Raw genomic sequence first — 22263 nt, 5'->3', positions numbered from 1 at the left:
GGGACATCGAGAAAGGACCCACGGATGCCTGACCCCTCACGCAGCGAGACCGCCGACGACCACCCGGACAGCAGCTACAACACCAGCATCCGCCACCATGGCCTCTGGCCGGGGCACATGCCATACCTCTCGGTCGGGATGGGCGAGCCACTGCTGTTCATTCCCGGGCTCGTCGCCCACAACGAACCTCCCACGGGGACGGAGCGCCGGTTCCACGCCGAGCTGATCATGCCGTTCGCCGACGACCGGCGGGTCTGGTGGGTCAACCGGCGCCGGCACCTGAGCCCCAATGTCACCATGGGCGACCTCGCCGGGCAGTATGCCGCGGCGATGCGCGCGAAATTCCACGCGCCGGTCGACATCATCGGAACCTCCACCGGGGGCAGCATCGCCCTGCAGCTCGCGATGGACCATCCGGATGTCGTCCGGCGGCTCGTGATCGTGTCGAGCGCGTACCGGCTCAGCGCACGGGGCATCGATTCGCAGCGCCGCCTCGCCAACCTGCTGCGGGCGAGACACCGTCGCGGGGCCGGGGCCGAGGCGATGGCGATGCAAGGAGACAGTCCCGTTTCGGAGCGGATACTTCGCGGCGTCGGCTGGATGCTGGGGCCGACGGTATTCAACAAGCCCTACTCGGACGTGCTCGCGACGATCACCGCGGAGGAGCAGTTCGACGTGCGGGACCGCCTGCACGAGATCACGGCGCCGACCTTCGTCATCGGCGGGTCGAAGGACGCCTATTACAGCGAGCAGCTGTTCACCGAGACGGCGAACCTGATCCACGGAGCGCGACTCGCCATCTACGACGGAGTCGGGCACGGCGGCATCTTCGGGCCCCGACTGGTGGCCGATGTGAAGCAGTTCCTGCACGGAGGCTGACGCCGACCTGATCGAGCGGTAGCCCGGTCCTGCAAGACTGGTCCCATCGGCCTCTTCTCTCTCCCCCCTGACTGGACCGCCCTGTTCGCCCGCGCCGCCCCGGTCGAGGTGCCGCCTGCGGTGCTCCTCGGAATCCTCGCGGTGGCGGCGGCTCTGAGCATCCCGCGCGTCACCTGGCAGCAGTTCGGCCTGTTCACGACCCTCGTGCACGAGCTCGGCCACGCGGTCGCCGGGCTGCTGACCGGGCGCACGGTGACGGGCATCCGCATCCGTCGCAACCACTCCGGCGAGGCGCTCAGCACCGGGCGCGGCTCGATCGGTCCGGTCGTCAGCGGCATCTTCGGCTACCCGGCCCCGGCGATCGTCGGCGCCGCCCAGCTCTGGAGCGTCTTCAACGGCTACACGGCGATCGCGCTGTTCGCCGGCGGAATCGTGCTGCTGCTGACCCTGCTCGTGATCCGCAATCTGTTCGGCGTGCTTGTCGTGCTCGCCTCCGCCAGTGTGAGCGCGACACTGTGGTTCTTCGCGACGCCGCAGCAGCAGAGCTACGCGCTGCTCGTGCTCGGAACGGCGCTGCTCGTCGGCTCGGTGCGCGCCCTCGTGAGCGTGATCCGGGTGCACACTCGGCGCGGGCAGCTCGGCTCCTCCGACGCGTACCTGCTCTACAGGCGCACCGGGGTGCCGTCGGTCGTGTGGCTGCTGCTGTTCACCGCTGCGATCGGCGGATGCTGGTGGATCGCGGTCACCGCGTATCTCACACGCTGACGCCCCAGCATCCGCACCCCTCAGTTGCGGATCGAATCCCGATACGCCTCACTCGTGATCGTCGGGATCGTATCGGTGATCGTCGGGATCGTCTGGATCGTGTCGGTGCCCTGCGGCACCTGCGGCACCATGAGGGTGCCGTCGTCGCGCCGGGTGCCGTCGCTCGGGATCTGCCGTGGCTTGCCGGGCCGAACCGTGCCCTGCCCATCGAGCGGGATGAACGTGTCGGCGCCAGCCGAGACCGTGTATGACGTGCCACGCACGAGGAACGAGATGGGATTCTGCCCCTCGAGAACACTCACGTGCATCGAGTCGCTCCTGAGCGTGACGAGCACGCGGGTGCCGTGCCAGATCATGCGATAGCGCAGCTCGGGCCAGCTCTTCGGCAGGCGCGGGTCGAAGGTCAGCACGCCGTCGTGGTCGCGCATCCCGCCGAAGCCCGAGACGAGTCCGCTCCAGACGCCACCGGCCGAGGCGACGTGCACGCCGTCGGAGGTGTTCTTGTGCAGGTCGGCGAGGTCGACGAACAGGGTGTGCTCGAAATAGTCGAGAGCGAGGTCCTGGTAGCCGATCTCGGCGGCGATGATCGACTGCACCACATTTGACAGCGTCGAGTCGCTTGTTGTCAGCGGGTCGTAGTAGTCGAAGTCTGCGAGCTTCTCCTCGAGGCTGAACTGGTTGCCGTGCAGGAACAGGGCGAGCACCACATCGGCCTGCTTGAGCACCTGGAAGCGGTAGATCACAAGCGGGTGGAAGTGCAGCATGAGCGGCTTCTGCTCCGGCGGCGTGTTCTCGAGGTCCCAGACCTCGCGGTCGAGGAAGTGCGAGTCCTGCGGGTGGATCTGCAGGGCATCCGAGAACGGGATCAGCATCGCGTCGGCGGCACGGCCCCACGCGTCGAGCTCCTCGTCGCGCAGGCCGAGCCGCGTGACCATGCGCTCGTAGGCATCCGGACGCTCGAACGCGAGGTCACGCACGGTCTGCGCCGCGTAGCGCAGGTTGAACCTGGCCATCACGTTCGTGAACAGGTTGTTGTTGACGACCGTCGTGTACTCGTCGGGCCCTGTGACGCCGTGGATCTCGAAGGTGTCGTTGCCGTTGGAGCGCCAGAATCCGAGGGTGATCCACATGCGGGCCGTCTCGACGGCGATGTCGATCGCGCCGTTGGCGAGGAAGTCGACGTCGGCGGTCGCGTGGATGAACTTCGCGAGCGCATAGGTCACGTCGGCGTTGATGTGGTACTGGGCGGTGCCCGCGGCGTAATAGGCGGATGCCTCCTCGCCGTTGATCGTGCGCCACGGGAACAGGGCACCGGCCTCGTTGAGCATCCGGGCCCGCTGCCTCGCAAGAGGAAGCATGTCCTGGCGCATGCTCAGGGTGTTCCTCGCCCAGAGCGGGGATGTGTAGGCGAGGAAGGGCACCATGTAGATCTCGGTGTCCCAAAAGTAGTGGCCGCTGTAACCGCTGCCGGTCACGCCCTTCGCGGGGATGCCGAGCCCGTCGGCGCGCGCCGTGGCCTGAGCGAGTTGGAAGAGGTTCCACCGGATCGCCTGCTGCAGGTCGTCACGGCCAGGGATCTCCACGTCGGAGCGGCTCCAGTAGTCGTCGAGCCACTCGCGCTGCTTGACGTACTGCACCGCGACGCCCTCGACGGCGATGCGGTCGAGGGTGCGGCGGCCGCGGTCGATGAGCTCGTTCGTCGGGGTGGTGCGCCCGGTGTGGTAGCTGACGAGCTTGGTGATCTTCATCGGTACGCCGCGCTTGGCGGTGACCGAGTAGACGTTCTTCGCGATGTCGGGGTCGATGTAGTGGTCCGTGGTGTACTCGTTCGCGGTCTCGACGGTGTGGTCCGCGACGACCGCGACCGTCATACCCGAGTTCGCGACGCGGTAGCTGAGCGCGCTGCGCTCGCCCTGCTGCCAGTGCTCCCCCGGCACGAAGACCCGGTCGGCAATGCGCTCGGCCTTGCGCGGGTCTTTCGACGCCTTGCCCGGCCGGGTTGATCCGGCGTATTCGTCCTCGCCGTCCTGCCGGTTGAGCATCTGGCACGAGATCGTGACGGGGGCATCCGAGTCGATCAGGGTCACTTCCAAGGTCATCACGGCGAGGTGGCGCTCGGGGAACGACACCATACGCGTCTTCGAGACCCGCACGCGCTTGCCGGATGGCGTCAGCCAGAGCACGGTGCGGCGCAGCAGGCCCTCCTGGAAGTCGAGGGTGCGGTCGTATTCGAGCAGGTCCGCGCCGTCGAGCGCGAGCGGCTCGTCGTCGACATAGATGCGCATGACCTTGCTGTCGGGCGCGTTGACGATTGTCTGGCCGACCTCGGCGAAGCCGTAGGCATGCTCCGCGTGACGGATCTTCCAGGTCTCGTGCAGCCCATTGATGAAGGTGCCGTGCTCGTGCGCCTTGCGGCCCTCGGCGTTGTTGCCCCGGAGCCCCAGATAGCCGTTGCCCAGGGCGAACAGCGTCTCGCCCAGGCCGATGTTGGCGGTGTCATACTGCGTCTCGGTGAGGCGCCACGGGTCGACGGGGAACCAATCGCGGTCGAGCATGTCGATGTTGTGGGTCATTTCGAGTCCTCAATGAATACGGCGAGATCGTCGATGACGATGTCGGCTCCGGCGTCGAGAAGGGCTTGCTCGCCCACACCGCGGTCAACACCGACCACGAGCGCGAAGGCTCCGGCGTGGGCGGCGGCAACGCCGGAGATCGCGTCTTCGAACACGGCGGTTGCGGCCGGGTCGACGTTCATGGCGCGAGCGGCGTGCAAAAACATGTCGGGCGCCGGCTTGCTGCCGAGCCCCTCTTCTACCGCGACGACGCCATCGACGATCACGGGAAACGGTTCGAGGAGGTTCGCGGCGGTGAGCACCCAGACCGCGTTCTTCGAGCTGGAGACCACGCCCATGGGCATCCCGGCCGCCTGCAGGCTTTCGACCAGGGCGAGCGATCCCGGGTATGGCGCGATGCCGTCCTGCTCGAGAACGCGCGCGAACACGTCGTTCTTGCGATTGCCGACCCCGCTCACGGTGTCGACGGTGCCGGCGTCGTCGGGCGAGCCGACGGGCAGGTCGATGCCGCGCGAGGCGAGCATGCTCGCCACGCCGTCCATGCGCTGCTTGCCGTCGAGGTGGCTGTAATAGTCGTCATCCGTGTACTTTTCGGCTATGCCCTTCTCGACGAAGAGCTCGGAGAACATAGTGCGCCAGGCGTGCATGTGGATGTCGGCGGTCGGTGTGAGCACGCCGTCGAGGTCGAAGAGAACAGCGCTGAACCCGGTAAGGCTGGGCAGAGTGGCAGGCACGGTTGAACTCCAAAAGACGTATCAGGGGGGCAGGGCTGACGCCAGCCCCGTGAAATTCTACTCGTGATGCGTGTTTGAGCAGATTTCGCGCGCGTAAACAGAATGGAACGGGTCGTTTCGTTTCACAATTCTTCGCCGGCGATGACTTTCGCGGCGAGGCTCTCCTCGTGCGCGGCCTCCCAAACCTCTTTCGCGGCCGTCACATTGACCACGATGATGACGAGCCCGAGCACGATGTCGGGCCAGCCGGACTGCACCCACAGGGTGAGCAGACCCATCGCGATGATCGCCACGTTGACGACGACGTCGTTGCGAGCGGCGAGGAACGCGGCGGTCGACATCGACCCACCGTGGTGCCGGATGCGGGCAAGCAGCAGAGAGCAGGTGAGATTCACCACGATCGCGCCGCCTGCCGTGACAATCAGGGCGACCGGATCGGGCGTCTCGGGGTTCGAGAACTTGGAGATCGCCTGCCAGGCCGCGGCGAGCGCGGGGATCAGGATGATGCCCGCCATGACCTTGCCCATACGTGCGCGGTTCGCGAGGGTCCAGCTGAGGGCGAAGAAGATCAGCAGATTGACGGCGGTGTCTTCGAGAAAATCGACGCTGTCGGCAAACAGCGACACCGAGCCGATCGCGAGCGCGACGGTCACCTCAATGAAGAAGTAGCCGAAGTTCAGTAGCGCGACGATGAGCACGGTGCGACGCAGCCGCCGCTTGAGGGTGTCGTCGATCTCCACGCCAGCAGTCTGGCATCCGTTCCGCCCGTCGATGAGCGGCTCGCGGCCGGTCGAGGAGCGAGCGAGCGCAGCGAGCCCGCGTCTCGAGACCCCTGCGCATCTTGCCCCCATGCCTCTTGCCCCCGTGCCAAATGAAGGCAAACCCGCGGTGGCAGACACACCCCGAAGCGATCGGGGATCATCGCGAGCGGTATAGCCTTCGTTCGGCACGAGGAGCGGGTGACATGGACCGCAGCAGAGCCCGGCCGCAGTTTTCGCCCGAATCACCCGCGACTCGGCATCCGTCCTAGGCTGGAATGCGATGACTGAGCTGCCCGAACCACCAGAGACGACACTGCGATACCTCGTGCGCGCAGATCTGGTCGGCGCGAACCCTCCGACCTGGAGACGGCTGACGCTCCCCGGCGATCTGACCCTCGACCGAGTGCACGACGCCCTGCAGATTGCGTTCGAATGGACGAACTCGCACCTGCACCGCTTCTCCCCGACGGAGGACCGCTACTCCGATGGCCCGGTCCGCATCGTCACACAGTTCGACCTCGATGAGGGCGACGAGGGCGTGCTCGAGACCGAGGTGCGCCTCGACCAGTTTGTCGAGCTGGCCGGCGACAACTTCTATTACACCTACGACCTCGGGGACGATTGGGAGCACAAGGTCGTCGTCGAGTCGGTCGATCCGCTGGATGCGGGCGACCACGGCATCCGATGCCTCGAGGGACGCCGCACCGCTCCCCCGGAAGACGTCGGCGGCATCCACTGGTACCAACACCTGCGGGCAGTGGCTGCGGATCTCCGGCATCCGGAACACCACGACCTTCGCGAGTACTTTGCCTGGTTGCCGCCGGAGTCCGAGCCGGATCTGGATGCCGTGAATCGGGGTCTCAACCGGCTCGCGGGCGCCGCGACGACGCTCGACTGGCTGCGAGGTCAGTCGACTCCGCTCTCGACGCTGGTCCGCGCGCTCGGCAAGGAAGCCCAGCTCTTCACCGCGGGGTTCGTGACGGATGCCGCGCTGACCGAACCGATCGAGATAACCGAGGCCGCGGCCACCCAGGCGACCGCGGTGTTCCGCACCGTCCTGCGTCACGTGCGCGGCGGCATCCGGCTCACCTCAGCGGGGTACCTGCCTCCCCCCTCGGTCGTCGCGCTGATGCAGGAGCTCGACCCTGAACAGCGCTGGATCGGGACCGCCAATCGCGAAATACAGACGGCGCCGCTGCTGCAACTTCGCGAGACGATGACCGGCTTGGGACTGCTGCGCAAGTATCGGGGAGAACTCCTCGTGACGAGACAGGGCGAACGACTGGTCGACTCGCCCGTTGAGTTGTGGAATTATCTCGCTGCGCGATTGCCTGCCGAGAAGTCCGACCGCGAGCGCGATGTCGGGTTGCTTTTGTTGCTGCTCGTCGCGGCTGGCGAGGGCCGGCTCGGGCAGCGGCTTGAAGCCTCGCTCGATCTGATGGCGTCGATGATCGGTGTGCAGTTCACCGGCGGGAGCCCGTATCTACCCGCGTCGATGAGTGTCGTGCGGGACACGAGGTACGTGCTCGAGTGGGCCGGGAGCGGGAAACTCATGGCGCGCAGCAGCACGTATCAGGCGCTCGCCTCGCCCGATGCGAGCCTGCTCGCGCGGGCAGCGCTGGCGGGCCCGCCGTCCGAGTAGCGAACTACTTACCGCCGGTCGATTAGCGGGGATGGTTGCCTGTCGAGGAGCGGCTTTCTGCCGGTCGAGGAGCGAGCGAGCGCAGCGAGCCCGCGTCTCGAGACCCCTGCCCTGAGCCCAGCCTCAGCAGGCGATCCCGTCCCCATCGCGATCGAGGTCGTAGACATCGGTGCCGATGACAGTGACCGGGCCGGCCACGTAAGCGGGCCCGTTGCCACTTCCGCCGACGCAGTCGACGTCACTGGCGATCGGCACGCATCCGCCGCCGTAGTTCGGGTCACACCCCGAGGGAGCGGGTGCAGGTGCCGGCGCCGGTGGCGCGACAACCACAACCGGCACCGGTGTGAACGACGACGTGACCGCCGGCTCGCCCGTGCAGCTGCCGAGCACGCGCGCCATGGCATCCCGTTCGGCCTGCGTCACCCAGAGTCCGTAGGTCGCCTTCACCGACACCTGCCGGGCGACATAGCTGCAGCGGAACGCCTTGTTCGACGGCAACCAGGTCGCGGTGTCGCCGTCGCCCTTCTGGGCGTTCGACCGACCATCGACGGCGAGGAGGTTCATCGGATCGTTCGCGAACGTGATCCGCTGCGCCTGCGTCAGCTGCGCCGCGCCGGTCTGCCAGGCGTTCGATAAAGCGACGACGTGGTCGATCTGCACGAGCCACGAGGTGTCCTGACCGCGCACGAAGGCGATCGCCTCGGCGGTGAACGGCGAGACGAGGTTGCCCGTCATCACCTTGCATGGCCCGGACTTGCCGATCGCAGTGAGGTCGCGGGCGAGAATATCGTTGCGCGTATCGCATCCGTTCCGGTCGACGTCGAGCCAGGCGCTGCCGAACTTGCCGGTGCGCTCGTACCCGGTCTTCGGCGACCTGCCCTTGATCGGGATGGTCGCGAGCAGCACGAGCGCGGTGGTGTCGGTGGTCGTCGTGTTGGGCGCGACGACCGAGGCGTCGGATGCTGGTGGCGACACCGTCGACGGGTCCGCGGGTGCTTCGTCGGTGAAGAGGGAGGCGGGCGAGGGCGTTGGGGTCGGCGTGGGCTTTGGGGTCGGCTTCGGGGTCGGCTTCGGGGTCGCGCTGGGCAGCGCGACCTCGGCCGACGCCGGTTCGGGTGTGGCCGGCTCCAGCGCGATGGCGCCGGAAAAGGTGATGATGAAGCTGCCGACGAGCGCGGTCGCCGCGATCTTGCGTGTCGGGATGGATGCCCAGGACCGCCGCCCGGTGACGAGGGCGTAGCTGGCGGTGAAGAATGCGACCGCTCCCGCCATGATGAGCGCCCCGCCGACTCCGCCGAATGCCACTCCGACCACAAGGAGCAGGGCGACAACCGCTCCCACGATCCAGGTGCTCAGCGTCGGCGTGAACCATCGTTTCACCGCCGCGGCTGGTGCGCCGGCCCGCTTCAGTCGTGCGGAATCTGTGGGCTTCGGCACGGCGTCCTCCCCGGGCGTCTCGCCGAGCTTAATTCATTACTGCACAGCGCCTCGACACCCAATAGTGGGGGTCGCGGAATCGCTCAGGCGTCGACGATCTCCTTGCCCAGGGGCAGCAGCGCCACCGGCACGAGCTTGAGGTTGGCGATGCCGAGCGGGATGCCGATGATCGTCAGGCACAGCGCGATGCCGCTCACGATGTGCTCGAGCGCGATCCACCAGCCGGCAAGCAGCACCCAGACGATGTTGCCGAGCATCGAGCCGACGCCGGCCGTCGGAGTGTCGATGACCCGCTTGCCGAAGGGCCAGAGCGCGTAGATGCCGATGCGGGCCGCGCCAATCCCCCACGGAATCGTGACGATGAGCACGAACATGATGAGCGCCGCGAGCATGTAGCCGAGGAACAGCCAGAATCCCGACAGCACGAGCCAGATGATGTTGAGCAGAGTATTCATGGTGGGCACAGTCTCGCACCCGCTCGGCCCGACGCGCGATGGGCCGAGACCCTGGGCATCCGCGCTGGGCTGCACCTCCCGGGGGTGTGTCGGTGCCTGCACCTAGGCTGGTCGCATGACTGATCTCGAGACAGCCGACCCCCCGCACACCGCCGACCCCGCCCAGCGCATCACGATGTTCGGTGCCGAGTGGTGCGGTGACTGCCGGCGCTCGAAGGCGTTGCTCGACGTTCTGGGCGTCGACTACGACTACATCGACCTCCTGCTCGCCGATGATGGCGCGGACCGCGCCTCGGCAATCAGTGGTCGCACCCAGATCCCGGTCATCGTTTTCCCGGATGGAACCCACGTGGTTGAGCCCAGCGACTCCCTCTTGCACGCGAAGCTGACGCAGCTCGGCCGCATCGGCTAGGCACCGGCCCCGGCATTCGCGTTCACCGAGGTGTGCGCAAGGTGGGAAACTGGTGAACGTGACCGACGACAGACTCCGCCTTCCCACCTCTCGGCTGACCGTCGTGCTGAACCTCGGCGCGAAGACCGCGTCTCGGCTCCCGTTGCCGCCCGCCCTCCAGCATCCGGAACTGGATGCCGAGTGGGACGAGGAGACCAACTCCACCGCGATCTACGTGGAGTACGACCGGGGGCAGCTGCACCTGGACGCGACCGACGACGGCGTCGAGTACCACTTCCACAACATGCGCGGCGAGACCTCCGACCGCAGCCCGTTCGCCAAGGCCGACACTCCCGCCCTGCTGGCGTGGGCGCGCGCGTTCGCCACCGACGTGCACGCGCTCCTTCCCGAGCTCGAGGAGGATGCCGCCGAGGCCGCCGCCTGGCACGAGGAGGGCTACAGCATCTACGTCTGCGAGACCGAGCCGGCGCAGCTGGACCTGCTCGAGATCGAGATCGAGGGCGCGATCCTGACGCTCCCCTGGCTCGGCTCCGGCCAGGTCGACCAGCACCATGTGGAGGGCGAGAACCATCCGATCGAGCTGCTGTGGAACCCGCAGGGCGAGGCCGACCGTGCGATCGCACGGGCCTGGCTCGACCCGCGCACCGACCAGCCCAAGTGCGCCGGTCTGCCCGGCGTCAACTGGGACGAGGTCGGGCTGCCCGAGGCCGAGGTGCTGACCTGGCTCGAGGGCGTCTATCTCAACAACCACGTGATCGAGGATCCGGCGTCCGCGGTGTTCATCGCGGCGCTCGAGCGCGTCGGTGGGCTTGATGGCGGCGGGGCTAGCCGGAAGTAGGAGTTGAGGCTTCGCCGACTGACTCCTTGGGGCTGGCACCGCGCTGAGAGTACGCGTTTCGGCTGCTCCGGGCAGGGTTTCAGAGCCGACCGGCGCCGAGAGTACGGGTTTCGGCTGCTCCGGGCGCTATTGATGAGCCAATTCGCGTACTCTCACTGGTCAGCGCGGGCCCGTCGAACAGCGGATGCTGGAATTCCAGTTGCGCCAGAACCTGAACTGACCTTTCGGCCCGGTTCGAATCGCACTTGTCTTCGATCTCCCCGGCAAACCGAGGCCCAGAACATCAGACACGTGGACCGCAACATCGACGAGGGCTTCCTCGAGGTCGTTGTGCCAGTTCCTGGCCGGCGAACAGAACGATACTCACTGACATCTCAGTTAGTATGAGCAAATGTCGCAGCTCTCCCCCTACGCTGCACTCATGGGAACCGACAACAACGACACGGTGGCCAGTTTCGCTGATGCCATGGGGGTCGCATTTGCGGACAACCCGTGGCCCTTCGTTTTCCTCGGCGTCGTCGTGGTCGCCGAGATGATCCTCCCGAACCGACGCAGCAGACGGCGTCGAAGGCGGTAGTGAAAGGCATGGCATCGGAGACTTCGGCCGCCACGCGACTTAGCCAACCGAACTCGACCGGGAGTAGGCATTGACGACATCGTGGACACCGTCCGGCTGGCGCACGTTCGTGACCCGCACCGCGGTCTGGTCAGCGGAAATCCTCGGCGACGACCTCGTCATCACCTACGACGGATCCGCCAAGCGCCTCCCGCTCCTCAGCCTCGGTCCAGCCCGAGCGCGAACGGGGATGATGTCATCGAGCGTCAGGTGGGGCGACCCGCCGAGCCTCACCCTGCGGGGCCTGTCGCGGCGGGACGCCCGCCACCTTCGGGACACCGTCGACGGCGAGCGCGAGCGTGTTCTCGACCGCATCCGCCTTGCTCAGCTCATCGACGAGTTCGACGAACTCGCCGCATCCGTCCGCAACTGGGCCCGCGGCTTCTTCGCAGGCGCGAAGGCCCATCTCGCGGGATCCGGGTGGCTGACGCGGGAGTTCACGGCAGAGTGGCAGCAGGCGAGACCGGAGGACAAACGCGGCACGCTGTCCGTCAGGCTGCAGCTTACGGAGCACCGCGCCGGGCAGGCCGGCGACATCCTGGAAGCCCTCGACCTCTGGTCGGCTGACCTCGCGGCCTACGTCGCCCAGTGGAACGAGCGATTCCTCGCCAGGGAAATCCAGGTAAACCGCCGATTCTTCGACTCCGTGGAGCGCTCGCCCCTCACCGTCGAGCAGGCGAGAGCGGTCGTCTGCTTCGACAACCGCGTTCAACTGATCGCGTCGGCCGGATCCGGCAAGACCTCGACCATGATCGCGAAAGCCGGATACGCGGTCCGGCGCGGGATTGTGCCCGCGGAGCAGATCCTGATGCTCGCCTTCAACAGCAGGGCTGCGGCCGAGCTGAGGGGGCGCGTGACCGAACGACTCTCACCACTCGGTCTGGCGTCCGACAAAATCGTCGCGCAAACCTTCCACTCGTTCGGCCTCGCCGTCATCGGGCAGGCGACGGGACGAAAGCCGAGCGTCGCTCCGTGGGTCGAGCAGACTGGTGGCGACACCGAGAAGCTCGCGCGAATCGTGGACGTGCTTCGCGATGCCGACCGCGGCTTTCGAACTGAATGGGACCTCTTCCGTCTCGTGTTCGGCCGGGATCTGCCCGAGTTCGGCCAGGAGGAGGCCGATCCGGATGGCTGGGATGGGGCCAATCGGCGCGAGGGATTCCGCACACTCGGAGGCCAAGTCGTTCGCTCCCAGGGCGAGCGCCTGATCGCCGACTGGCTCTTCTACAACGGTGTCGACTACATCTACGAGGGCCGTTACGAGGTGGACACGGTCGACGCGTCGCACAGCCAGTACCAGCCCGACTTCTTCTACCCGACGATCTCGGTGTATCACGAGCACTTCGCACTCGACCGAAATGGGCGACCACCCGAGGAATTCGAGGGGTATCTCGAAGGGGTCATCTGGAAGCGAGCCACGCACGCAGAGAACGGCACCACCCTGATCGAGACGACAATGGCGGATCTGTGGGAGGGCGACGCCTTCGGCTACCTGACTGATCAGTTGACCTCGCGGGGCATCTCACTCGATCCGAACCCCGACCGTCCCACGGTGGGGCAGCCCCCAATTGAGAGCGAACGGCTCATCGCCACATTCCGTTCCTTCATGGTGCACGCTAAGGGCAATCAGCTCAGCGACGAGCAACTGCTCGAGCGGGTTCGAGCGGGGAGCAGCGACCGGTTTCGCTTTCGCCACGAGATGTTTCTGCGGCTCTACTGCGCAATCAGGCAGGAGTGGGAACGCGAGCTCACCCGTCACGACTGCATCGACTTCGAGGACATGCTCAACCTCGCCGCCGACCATGTTGAGTCCGGTCGCTGGCGGAGTCCGTTCCGGCTGGTCATGGTCGATGAGATGCAGGATGCGAGCTACGCGCGAGCACGGCTGGCTCGGGCGCTCGTCAATCGACCCGGGCGCTACCTGTTTGCCGTGGGTGACGATTGGCAGAGCATCAACCGCTTCGCCGGCGCGGATCTCTCGGTCATGACGGGCTTTGAGGACTGGTTCGGCCCGGGTGAGGTGCTGCGCTTGGAGCGCACGTTTCGTTGCCCCCAGTCAATCTGCGACGTGTCCAGCCGGTTTATTGCGAAGAATCCCCTTCAGCTGCGTAAGCGGGTCGTCTCTTCGACCACTGAGTACCGGTCGAGCGTGCGCGCGATCGCCGCTGCCAGCGATAACGACGTGCCCGGAGTGATCAGCAAGCACCTCGCCGACCTCAATGATCGCATTGCCGCAGGTGCCACGCCACCCGGGCGAGGCGGGCGGGTGTCCGTCTTCATCCTCGGCAGATACCGGCATCAGGAGGGGTTCATGCCGCCCTCCTCAGCGCTGAGGAAGTGGACCCACCTAGACGTTAGATTCTCGACCATTCACGCGGCGAAGGGCCTCGAGGCCGACTACGTCATCATCCCCGGACTCACGAGAGACAAGTCCGCATTTCCAAGTCGAACCGCGGACGACCCCGTGCTGCGGCTGGCCATGCCCACCGGCGAGCCCTTCCCCCATGCCGAAGAGCGGCGCCTTTTCTATGTGGCGCTCACGCGAGCACGTCGGTCGGTCACTCTCGTCACGGTTCGCCACCGCGAATCGAAGTTCTTGGTCGAGTTAGTCAAGGAACAGGGCATCCGGATGACGTTGGCTGGAGGCGGTGCGTCGAGGGTCATTCACTGCGCTGGGTGCGCGGACGGACTAATGGTGCCGCGGTCGGGCGCGTACGGGAGATTCTATGGATGCTCGAACTTCCCGAAGTGCAAGCAGACGATGAAGGAAGCGGCGGCTCAAGCCGATCCGTCCTGACAGGGAATCCTGGCAGCCTCTGCGAGAGCCGAGGTATTCCGGGGCCGCGTGCACGGTCACCTGAGTCCCGGCGAGAGTGTGCACATCGGCAAAGACCCCGTTATGGGATCCATTCAGTGGTGCTGTCCGGGTACCGCTCGAGCCTGATTTCGAACCCGGTAGCGCGGATTCGCGGGGCGAATGTCGACCGCACAAAGTCGATCGGCAGCACAATTCCCCACACGCGATCGCAGAAGCCTCGCCCATCGCAGGTGAAGCAGTGGACCGTCGACAGACCGAGGGACGGGCCATCGAAGGTGCAATTGCAAAATTCGCGCTGCGTCCCGGGCATCCGCTCGAGGTGTTTCGAGTGCACGAGCGACTCCAACACCGGCAGGAGCGCCTCCTGTGCCCTTCTGTCTCCGTCGATGCGGGAAATGGTGGGGTCGGACGGGCGGGGGGAAATGTAGATGGTGTGCATGTCGCGCCAGCTACCGGTCGCCGCGGCGGTGCTGACTGAAGGGCACCGGCTGCCCGATGAAGCCCGCCCGCAGCTGCCCCGTGGTCACCCAATGCCACATCACGTCGCCGGCCTCCTCAGCGGTGTGAACCTCACGCTCCTGCGCGGGGTGGTCGATGCCGGTGTAGGTCTCAATAAGCGTGCGCTCCGACCACGGCTGCGCGGCCCGAGCGATGACCACCTGGTCGGAGGTATTGACAGCAATCTCCACCGTCATCGCGTCGCGGATGCCGAGCGCCTGGCACATCCGCCCGGACTCGCGGTGCCAGACGACCACGAAGGAGCGGTCTGCGATGTCGCTGAGGAGGGCCGCCAGTCGGGCGCGCCCGAGCAGCGGGAACTCGCCCTCTCTGGCGTCGTTCCACCAGAGGTCGAGGTCGGCCGGGTCGGGGGCGGTGGATGCGAGTGGGTTCGCGTGGGTGGTGATGTCGAGCAGGATCATGGTGTGGCCTCCAATAGGTGGTTGTACCGAAGCTGTCACCGGAAGCCGGTCGGGAGTGTGCACGGGTCGGGATGACGGCGAACCGTCACCGACCCGGCGGCGCGGCTGCTCCCGCGCTCGGATCACCCCACGGCAACCCGCCGCACCCCCGCCAGCAGGAAGTCCTTCGGATGGGCATCCGGAAGTGTCATTCGCCGAGCTAGTCCGGAAAAGTTGACAGCGGCGGAATGCCGGAATTGCGGACAACTCAATAGGCATTCCAGTCGGCGGTTTGACATCCCATTCCGGAAACGCCCGTTGGCCGCCGCTCGCGGATCCTCTCGTGGAGTTGGTGGAATCGAGCCATCGATGGATGGCTTGCTTAGCTGCCCACCGCGCTCAAGTGCAGCGTTCTGTCTCGCAACCATGGGTGGCACGCGTCGGTTATGAGACACGTGGGTGGATGAAAGCGGGCGCAAGCGCGCGAACGACAAGGGAGCCGGTGGCCAGAAGGACCCCCAGCGGCACAGCGACCGCTTCGAGCGGCGCCCCCACGAGCCACAGAATGTCGCGGACGATACCGCCTGCGACATCCACGGCGCCGAACAAGTCGTGCTGCCATGCGGCCAGCGATTCCTGCAGGACCAGACCCGTCACAACAAGGGCAACACCGATCCAGAACACCCTCACAAGGGCCCGGGGGGCGGATGCGGCGGCCGGAACGCTGCCTTCATCCACGGAGCCGTTCGCTGGTGCGCCGTCGGGCAAACCATCGCGCTCGATTGCCCGGATGACGAGCAAGAAGGCGATGAGCGCGAGCCCAACCTGAAACGCGACTTGGCCCAGCACCGCCTGCGTCCAGTGCAGTGCCGGGCTATTCAGTGCGTCGTCCCCCCAGAGCGCGAACACCAGAGTCGCGAGGTACAGTCGGGCGACCAAGCCGACGACGGTGAGGACTAGCCCTGTCCACAGGAGCTGCTTCCATGTGAATGCGGGTCGCATTGCGGCTCCTTCGGTTGGTCGTGACGGGATCTTGTCGTGCGCTGCAAGGCAAGCACGCTCGCAGAGATTGCGGCCAGCAGGTAGCTCTCGCCTCGGGATCCCATATCGTCACGCTAACTGCCGGCCGAGCTTCTGTCACTACCTCGCTGTCGGTATGCCCATTTTTAGTCCCGAGGCCATTGGATCGCGCTTGGATGACCCAATCCCAGTGGGGACACCGCGCCACAGGCGACAGTCGTTTGCGAACTAGCGGCAATTTTCCGAACTGGCACGGCAAGCACCTGACCGACTACCCGCGTCCGTCGGTCGCCGTCGACACCGCGGTGTTGACCGTGCGCGAGGGCACCCTCTCGATCGCCCTGGCCGACACCGCGGGCGGGCGCCGCCTGCCCTGAACTTTCCTGCACGAGGGCGAGACGCTCGCGGATGCCGTGCGCCGCTCGCTCGAAACCAAGGTCGGCATCCGCGGGCTCGTTCCGCAACAGCTGCACGTGTTCGATGCGCCGGGTCGCGACAGCCGCGGCTGGGTGCTCTCGGTCGCGCATCTGCTCGCCGTGCGCAGCGACGCGCTCGAGCACGTCGAACTCGTTCCCGTGACGGATGCCGTCGCACTCGCCTTCGACCACGACAAGATCGTGCAGCTCGCGCTCACCCGCCTGCGGGAGGTGCACCGCGAGCATCCCGACCCCTTCGGCCTGCTCGGCGAAGAGTTCACCCTGCTCGAACTGCAGCGCCTGCACGACGCGATCGATCCGGCCACGCCCAAGCGCGACACCTTCCGGCGCGCCATGCTCCGGGCGCTCGTCGAGACGGGCGACATCCGGCAGCGCACGGTGGGCAAGCCGGCGCGGCTGTTCCGGCACGCGTAGGGGTCACGCGCCGGAACAGCCGCCATCCTGCTAGCTCTTCGACCCGGACGGGCTCGATTCGCGCGGTGTACGCGCGGGACGCGGAGCTTCGCTCATCGACTGCATCCGCTCGACAGAGTCGAAGCCGCGCTTGGTCTTGCTGCGCACATCCTTCACGTAGCGGCCCATTGAGGCGCTCATGCCCGCGACCCCGGCGGCGCCAGCCGCGTAGGTCATCGAGCTGTCGGCATCGAACCCCAGACGCTGGCCGGCGAACACGGCGTCCTGGTTGGCTCCGAGGAACACGAAGTCCCAGTTGTACTGCTCCCTCTGCTGGGTCACGAGCGCGCGGACGGCGTCTCGGCCGAACTCGCGGCTGGAGTTCTCGACGCCATCGGTGACCACGACAACCTGCACCGTCTCCGGACGAGCATGCTCCGGCAGCTCGGCGAGCACCCAACCGAAGGCGGTGACCGACTGCCCGACCGCGTCGAACAGCGCCGTTCCGCCGCGAGGATCGAGCGTGACGGTGACCGTCTTCGGGTCCGCCATCGAGCACTGCAGCTCGATCTCGGTGTCGAAGGTTACGATGTCGACCGTGAGTAGTCCGGGCTCGGCGGCCTGCTCGGCGAGCATGGCCGTGAGGCCGCCGACCATGTCGTCGCGGATGCTCGCCATCGAGCCACTGCGATCAATGACCAACAGCATTGCGGTGTAGTTCGGATCAGTCATGGTGTTCCTCTCGGCCAGGGACCTCCCTGGTTGGGAGTTATTTGAGTGTGTGTCATGCCACTGACATTGGTGTCGCGCGGCCGCAGGCGGCAAGTGTCGCGAGATTTCGGCGAGTCAACGAACACGACGCCGATGCACCCAAGGCATGCACTCGGCCAAGAGCAAACAGGCGTCCCCGGTTTACGACCCTCTCGGTTGGGCCGACCAGCGGGACTCCGCGGGCAACGATCATGCGATGAATCCGCGGCCGGCAGGAAAAGGCGCACTGATTCGAGCCGCTACCGTCTCACGAGAGCCGCTCCAGGAGCGCGCTTGCGGTTCTGCGGCGGTCGGAGTCGCCCAACCCAAACCCGTTCGATTCAAGGTTGGTGGACAGCACCGTCTTCAGTTCTTCCCTATCTCGGGTCGAAACCACGCCGGCCGAGAAAGCAGCGTCGATGGCAACGATTGCATTCCACTGTTCGAAAGCCGACCGCGGGTGACTGAGCGATTCCATGAGCACTCCGGGACGCGCCAAACGCCCATCAGCTTGGATCATCGCCAACGCGGTGATTCGATTCCCGTCGGACCCATCGTTAAAGAGGAGCTCCACCTGGTCCCGGGTTATAGATGACCGACCTGCAAGACTCTTTGCCCGTTCGACAACTGCGCCCAGCAATGCGGTTCGGTCCCAACCTCGTCCCATCGTCGACCTAATTTGCTCGTACTCGGTTGCAGATGCTCGAGCTTCTTCCAACAAGCGCTCGGCTTGCCCCCTAAGCTCGGCCGCGATCTCCGGCTCACCATTCGACTCGGCACGGACCGCAGCAGCGAGCACGTCGACGGCAGCTTCTCGAAGCCCGGCCTTGATCCCTCCGGCCTCGAGCGTCTCAACTCGATCACCCCACACCCCAACAGCGATTAGTGCCACTCCAGACGCGAGGAGCGCTGCGGTCCCGGTCGAGTTGTCGGAAACGAAGACTGCAACGGCGCCGGCGCCCACCAGCAAGAACCCCATCACGATGGAAATAAGTTGGATGACCCTCGATCTGCCTGCGTCGGAGGGAACGATTCTTGCTCTGGGCGAAGGAAAGCTCATGCGCGAACAGTATCCCTGGGTACCCCTCTTGGCCCATTCATGCCCATCGGGGCTGCGCGTGTCGCAGATGAATCGTCGGTGGGTTGCTCAATTGCGCTGCCCTAGCCTCCCCGCGACGTTGCCGTTTTGTCTCGCCGATGGCGAAGCTGCGCCCCGCGCCCGCTACTTGTCGACGGGGATGAACTTTTTTAAATGCGCCCGCAACCCCGGATCACACACGTACACGTACGTCCCACGAATCCCCCGGGTCAGCAACACCGCATAAATGTTCGTGATGAACCGCAGCAGGTCGTCATCGGAATACACCTTGCCGCTGACCCGATTGTTTTCCTTGCCCTTCGCGTCGAAGTACGACCCGCGATCGACGAACAGCTTGCCGGCGACCGCGTCGTATCGAAGGTCGGGCCCGATGACCACCCCGGCGTAGTTCAGGTCGTAGCCCTGCACCGTGTGGATGGATCCGACCTCGTCGAGCGACTTCGCCGACGCGATCCAGTCTCGCTGTGTGCTGTTCCAGCGCAGCTGGCATCCGTCGACCTCGATGTCGTACGCGGACTTGTCGGTCTTCGTCTTCCACGGCCAAGCGAACCCGGCGAGCAGACGCGAGAGCCCCGACCCAGCATCCTTGCGTCGGATCTCCTCGCGCATCTCCGCGAGGCTGTCGAAAAGGCGGAAATCGTAGCCTTCGAAATCCTGAGGGGTCACCGGCTGACCGCCAAGCATCCCCCTCACATAGCCGACATAGTCCGCGCCAGCCTGCACGCGCATCTGCGACACAAGCGGGTAGTGCCGCTCCGTGCTCCGCGCGCCGAGCACGAGCTCGCGCAACAGCTCGGGCGGCACATCGGCCGGACGAACGCTCTGCGCCGCATCCAGCAGGAATATCTGGTGCTTGCTCTTCGCCCGGATCCAGTCGAGCTGGGTCTTCGTTGTGTCATCCCAGCCGAAGATCTTCTCGGTGATATCTCGGAACTTCTTGTTCTGCACGCCGGAGGGCTGATTGGCGCGCTGGTTGAGCCGGTGCGACTCGTCGACGACGAGCAGGTCGAAGTGCTCATCCGCCATCCCGACGTCGAACGCGGTCATCACCATCTCGGGGTGCAAGCCGGGCGTCTTGCGGAACACCTTCTTGATCGACTCGCGCAACGACTGCTGCGGCACAACAAGGCCGACTCGGATGCCCGTGAGCAGCTCCCGGAACCCCTCCGCAAAGAAGTCCGAGAACATGGTGTCGCTATCACGGTCTTCGGCCGGCGCCGTGTTCGCGATGTCTACCAGCAATTTGATCAGGTAGATGGCGATGACGGTCTTGCCGGTGCCGGGGTCACCCTGCACGACGATCGTGCTGTCGGTATCGGCCGCGAGATCCTCGAACAGCCCCTCGAGGATGCCCTCGACCGCCACGGCCTGGTCCTGCGTGAGTGCCTTGAATGGCGAGAGCTTGAAGAGGTCGCTGTTCTCGATCTCCGGGATGCTTCGGGTGAAGACCCCATCGCGCGCGAGCTCATCGAACACCTCGCGAAAGGTCTCGCGATACCGGTCGCGGTCGTAGTAGTCGGCCTCGGTGATGCCGTCGTTGCGGTTGAGCACCCGGTAGGAGCCGTCGCCGGCCAGCATGCGGATGAGGTACGACTCCAGGTCGAGGCAGACCGACTTGTTGAACGTCTCGTCCACGATGACCCGGATCGTACTCAGGTGCCGCTTCTCGACGGAGCCGAAATGCTGCCGCATCCGGGCCGCTGCGTTGCGCGATTCTCCGACGTAGACGTCGTCGACATGCTCGCCGCGGACCACCTTGCGCCCATCCTGGGCATCGTCCAGCACGTAGACCACCGGCCAGTTGGTGTTGCGGTGGTCTTTCCCCGCCCAGGTCGCTACAGCGGTCGGGGTGAAGGCGATCCGTGCGATATCAAAGGGCGTCATACTTCGCGCTTCGCCCCCGCGCCTTATCGGCCGGATACTTCGCCCGAGTCACGGCAAGCTTCTCGAGAACGAGTTGATCCGGATCCGCCCCGATGCGCTCTGCCAACAGGATGCAGTAGGTGAGTACGTCGGCCAGCTCGCCGCGCACTCGATCGGTGTCAGCATCTGGGCTCCACTGGAAGCACTCGAGCAGCTCGCCGGCCTCGATCGCGATGCTCTTCGCGAGGTTCTCGGGGGTATGGAACTGGCCCCAGTCACGCTCGGCCACGAAGGCCGCGAGTTCGTCACGGACTGAACGGGCGGTAATTGCGTCAACCTAGCAGTTGGGCCGATCTTGGGGCCGCCTGCAATCATGGGCGAGCGGAGCACTCGAATCACATCGGTCATTTGAACCGAGGATGCTGCGCGCATCACCAATACGTCTCGAATCACATCGGTCATTTGAACCGAGGATGCTGCGCGCATCACCAATACGTCTCGAACTTCTTGCCATTGGGAACACAAATCCCAATTCCGAGGCTCCGGCAGAGGTCCTGCAGATCCAAAGCCGGAAGAACGGGCACAAGTAAAGCCAAACGAGTGCCGGCGGGCATGAACCGCTGGTAGTCCAGCATTTGACCTATTGCCATGCGAACAGATTGACGAGTGGCATCAGATTTTGCTTCGTAGAGTATTCCGCCGGAGGCGTCGTAGGCATCAGTCATGAGTGAAAACGCTTGACCTTGCGGGCGTATCCGGTGTCTGACGATACGTTGCCCGTTAGTGCCGAGAAAGTCGCGCAACGCAAGCACCATTGCGGCCTCGCGTCGAACCACTATCGTCAGACGCTCCGACATCAGATGCATCGACGATGGCGTCCGAAGCATTTCTACTTCGATCTGCTCCACAAGCTGCTCGAGACCCTGACCATTCAGCTCGTAATTTTCCACCGACGTCTCGGCCGCGATGGGGTCTTGGCTGTCCTCTCGCGACCGCGCAAGGACGTCCCCTACAGGTCGCAATCGGAAGACGAACACGCTCCTGAGTTCCCCGTTCGAATCCAACGCTTCTTCCACATCGAACGGACGCAGCTCGTCAACCTTGAACTCACCCAGGTAACGCTGTCGCGCCGTTTTGCTCTTCGGTTCGAATCCCTCGGCAACAAATAGCCGAAGCGCTCTTCCATCCGCCGAGTGGTCGAGGATCGCCTTGTTGCCCTCACGCATAGTTTGAGATCCAGCCCGACCTTCACCGGTGTAATAGAACAGGGTGCGATCTTCATTCCAGCCATCAAAGTCGTAGCCGTTAATCAGTCCAGCCCGCGGGTCGGAGTAGACAAAGACGTTCGGTGTCACGGACGACATTTCGATTCCACCGTAAAGTGCTCCACCGTAAACTTGACCGCGCTCGTGTCGGCCAAGAAAGTCTCCCGGATCCAGCTCCCATGTGTAGCCAGCAGCCTCCAGAACGTCAACACCCGGAATCCCATCGAGGAATAAACGGACCGGGTTTGCTGCCCCATTCGCGCGACGAAGGCGATCGACTGATGTGCCAAGAATCGCCTGGAGATCGTTCGCCGGAACACCCTCAAAACCCCACCTGCCCTCCTCTCCAATTAGCGGTGAGGAAAACCAGCTCTCGGGACGGTATACACCACGGACCTCGTGATCGGCGACGCCTATGACCAGGGATACGGCCTCTCGAGAAGTTCTGCCAACCCTCCAGTGACCGCGGGTGGCTTCGTAGACCTGATCTGCAGTCAAACCCGGGCGCCATGCTCGGTTTATCACCACAATCAGAGTGGGCTCGTCGATCGCAGGTATGTCGATGGCTTCGGTCATCATCATCCAGTCCGAGCCCACCTTCTGGCCC

General features: G+C 65.3%; 21 protein-coding genes. 9 read left to right on the top strand and 12 right to left on the bottom strand.

Going from position 1 to position 22263, the window contains the following annotated elements:
* The first annotated feature begins 24 nt into the window (after positions 1 to 24).
* Positions 25 to 879 carry an alpha/beta fold hydrolase gene (locus BHD05_RS04255; RefSeq protein ID WP_161885328.1) on the top strand — a complete coding sequence of 285 codons (855 nt, stop codon included), beginning with the start codon at positions 25 to 27 and terminating at the stop codon, positions 877 to 879.
* Positions 880 to 999: 120 nt separating this feature from the next.
* Positions 1000 to 1644 (top strand): M50 family metallopeptidase, encoded by a 645-nt coding sequence (locus tag BHD05_RS04250; RefSeq protein ID WP_236966645.1) that lies wholly within the window; start codon positions 1000 to 1002, stop codon positions 1642 to 1644.
* A 20-nt stretch (positions 1645 to 1664) separates the two neighbouring features.
* Here the strand turns inward: BHD05_RS04250 and BHD05_RS04245 are convergent, their stop codons facing one another.
* The 3 genes from BHD05_RS04245 to BHD05_RS04235 form a co-directional block, all read right to left on the bottom strand.
* Positions 1665 to 4199, bottom strand: coding sequence for a glycoside hydrolase family 65 protein (locus tag BHD05_RS04245; protein ID WP_161887339.1), 2535 nt, complete (start codon positions 4197 to 4199; stop codon positions 1665 to 1667).
* 14 nt (positions 4200 to 4213) lie between these two features.
* Positions 4214 to 4951, bottom strand: a complete 738-nt coding sequence (locus BHD05_RS04240; RefSeq protein WP_161885327.1) for an HAD family hydrolase — start codon at positions 4949 to 4951, stop codon at positions 4214 to 4216.
* Between the two features lie 122 nt (positions 4952 to 5073).
* On the bottom strand, positions 5074 to 5691 hold the full coding sequence (locus tag BHD05_RS04235) for a cation efflux transmembrane domain-containing protein (RefSeq protein WP_236966644.1): 618 nt from the start codon (positions 5689 to 5691) through the stop codon (positions 5074 to 5076).
* Positions 5692 to 5992: 301 nt separating this feature from the next.
* Between BHD05_RS04235 and BHD05_RS04230 the strand changes: the two genes are divergently transcribed.
* Entirely contained in the window at positions 5993 to 7354 is a 1362-nt protein-coding gene (locus BHD05_RS04230) for a plasmid pRiA4b ORF-3 family protein (protein WP_161885325.1), read from the top strand.
* 123 nt (positions 7355 to 7477) lie between these two features.
* Here the strand turns inward: BHD05_RS04230 and BHD05_RS04225 are convergent, their stop codons facing one another.
* Both BHD05_RS04225 and BHD05_RS04220 read right to left on the bottom strand, forming a co-directional pair.
* A complete protein-coding gene (locus BHD05_RS04225; protein WP_236966643.1) occupies positions 7478 to 8791 on the bottom strand; it encodes an HNH endonuclease family protein in 1314 nt (437 codons plus the stop codon).
* A gap of 83 nt (positions 8792 to 8874) precedes the next feature.
* Positions 8875 to 9246 carry a YccF domain-containing protein gene (locus BHD05_RS04220; protein ID WP_161885324.1) on the bottom strand — a complete coding sequence of 124 codons (372 nt, stop codon included), beginning with the start codon at positions 9244 to 9246 and terminating at the stop codon, positions 8875 to 8877.
* A gap of 115 nt (positions 9247 to 9361) precedes the next feature.
* On the opposite strand from BHD05_RS04220, the gene BHD05_RS04215 reads away from it, so the two are divergent.
* The 4 genes from BHD05_RS04215 to BHD05_RS04200 all read left to right on the top strand — a co-directional run bounded on the left by BHD05_RS04215 (position 9362) and on the right by BHD05_RS04200 (position 13909).
* Positions 9362 to 9658, top strand: coding sequence for a glutaredoxin family protein (locus BHD05_RS04215; protein WP_161885323.1), 297 nt, complete (start codon positions 9362 to 9364; stop codon positions 9656 to 9658).
* A gap of 58 nt (positions 9659 to 9716) precedes the next feature.
* On the top strand, positions 9717 to 10496 hold the full coding sequence (locus BHD05_RS04210; RefSeq protein ID WP_161885322.1) for a hypothetical protein: 780 nt from the start codon (positions 9717 to 9719) through the stop codon (positions 10494 to 10496).
* Between the two features lie 391 nt (positions 10497 to 10887).
* Positions 10888 to 11073 carry a hypothetical protein gene (locus tag BHD05_RS04205; protein ID WP_161885321.1) on the top strand — a complete coding sequence of 62 codons (186 nt, stop codon included), beginning with the start codon at positions 10888 to 10890 and terminating at the stop codon, positions 11071 to 11073.
* A gap of 70 nt (positions 11074 to 11143) precedes the next feature.
* Positions 11144 to 13909: a UvrD-helicase domain-containing protein gene (locus BHD05_RS04200; protein WP_161885320.1), complete on the top strand. Its 2766-nt coding sequence runs from the start codon at positions 11144 to 11146 to the stop codon at positions 13907 to 13909.
* A 470-nt stretch (positions 13910 to 14379) separates the two neighbouring features.
* Here the strand turns inward: BHD05_RS04200 and BHD05_RS04195 are convergent, their stop codons facing one another.
* Together BHD05_RS04195 and BHD05_RS04190 are read right to left on the bottom strand one after the other, a co-directional pair.
* The gene (locus BHD05_RS04195) at positions 14380 to 14850 is read right to left on the bottom strand and encodes a hypothetical protein (RefSeq protein WP_161885319.1); all 471 of its coding nucleotides are present in this window, start codon (positions 14848 to 14850) and stop codon (positions 14380 to 14382) included.
* 423 nt (positions 14851 to 15273) lie between these two features.
* Positions 15274 to 15831, bottom strand: coding sequence for a hypothetical protein (locus BHD05_RS04190; protein WP_161885318.1), 558 nt, complete (start codon positions 15829 to 15831; stop codon positions 15274 to 15276).
* Between the two features lie 194 nt (positions 15832 to 16025).
* Between BHD05_RS04190 and BHD05_RS15870 the strand changes: the two genes are divergently transcribed.
* Together BHD05_RS15870 and BHD05_RS04185 are read left to right on the top strand one after the other, a co-directional pair.
* The gene (locus tag BHD05_RS15870; RefSeq protein ID WP_236966642.1) at positions 16026 to 16226 is read left to right on the top strand and encodes a hypothetical protein; all 201 of its coding nucleotides are present in this window, start codon (positions 16026 to 16028) and stop codon (positions 16224 to 16226) included.
* A 36-nt stretch (positions 16227 to 16262) separates the two neighbouring features.
* On the top strand, positions 16263 to 16700 hold the full coding sequence (locus BHD05_RS04185; RefSeq protein ID WP_236966641.1) for an NUDIX hydrolase: 438 nt from the start codon (positions 16263 to 16265) through the stop codon (positions 16698 to 16700).
* Positions 16701 to 16730: 30 nt separating this feature from the next.
* On the opposite strand, the gene BHD05_RS04180 is transcribed toward BHD05_RS04185, so the two are convergent.
* The 5 genes from BHD05_RS04180 to BHD05_RS04160 all read right to left on the bottom strand — a co-directional run bounded on the left by BHD05_RS04180 (position 16731) and on the right by BHD05_RS04160 (position 22238).
* Positions 16731 to 17411: a vWA domain-containing protein gene (locus tag BHD05_RS04180; protein WP_161885317.1), complete on the bottom strand. Its 681-nt coding sequence runs from the start codon at positions 17409 to 17411 to the stop codon at positions 16731 to 16733.
* Between the two features lie 286 nt (positions 17412 to 17697).
* Positions 17698 to 18489 carry a hypothetical protein gene (locus BHD05_RS04175; protein ID WP_161885316.1) on the bottom strand — a complete coding sequence of 264 codons (792 nt, stop codon included), beginning with the start codon at positions 18487 to 18489 and terminating at the stop codon, positions 17698 to 17700.
* A gap of 162 nt (positions 18490 to 18651) precedes the next feature.
* Positions 18652 to 20412 (bottom strand): DUF2075 domain-containing protein, encoded by a 1761-nt coding sequence (locus BHD05_RS04170; RefSeq protein WP_161885315.1) that lies wholly within the window; start codon positions 20410 to 20412, stop codon positions 18652 to 18654.
* Positions 20399 to 20719: a nucleotide pyrophosphohydrolase gene (locus BHD05_RS04165; RefSeq protein WP_161887337.1), complete on the bottom strand. Its 321-nt coding sequence runs from the start codon at positions 20717 to 20719 to the stop codon at positions 20399 to 20401. The genes BHD05_RS04170 and BHD05_RS04165 overlap by 14 nt, the downstream gene beginning before the upstream one ends.
* Before the next feature lie 157 nt (positions 20720 to 20876).
* Positions 20877 to 22238: an SRA domain-containing endonuclease gene (locus BHD05_RS04160; protein WP_161885314.1), complete on the bottom strand. Its 1362-nt coding sequence runs from the start codon at positions 22236 to 22238 to the stop codon at positions 20877 to 20879.
* Positions 22239 to 22263 lie beyond the last annotated feature (25 nt).

This window comes from Marisediminicola antarctica (assembly GCF_009930795.1).
Taxonomy (GTDB): domain Bacteria; phylum Actinomycetota; class Actinomycetes; order Actinomycetales; family Microbacteriaceae; genus Marisediminicola; species Marisediminicola antarctica.
Note: the sequence above shows the minus strand (reverse complement) of the source record. Positions and strands in the feature narration are given on the sequence as shown.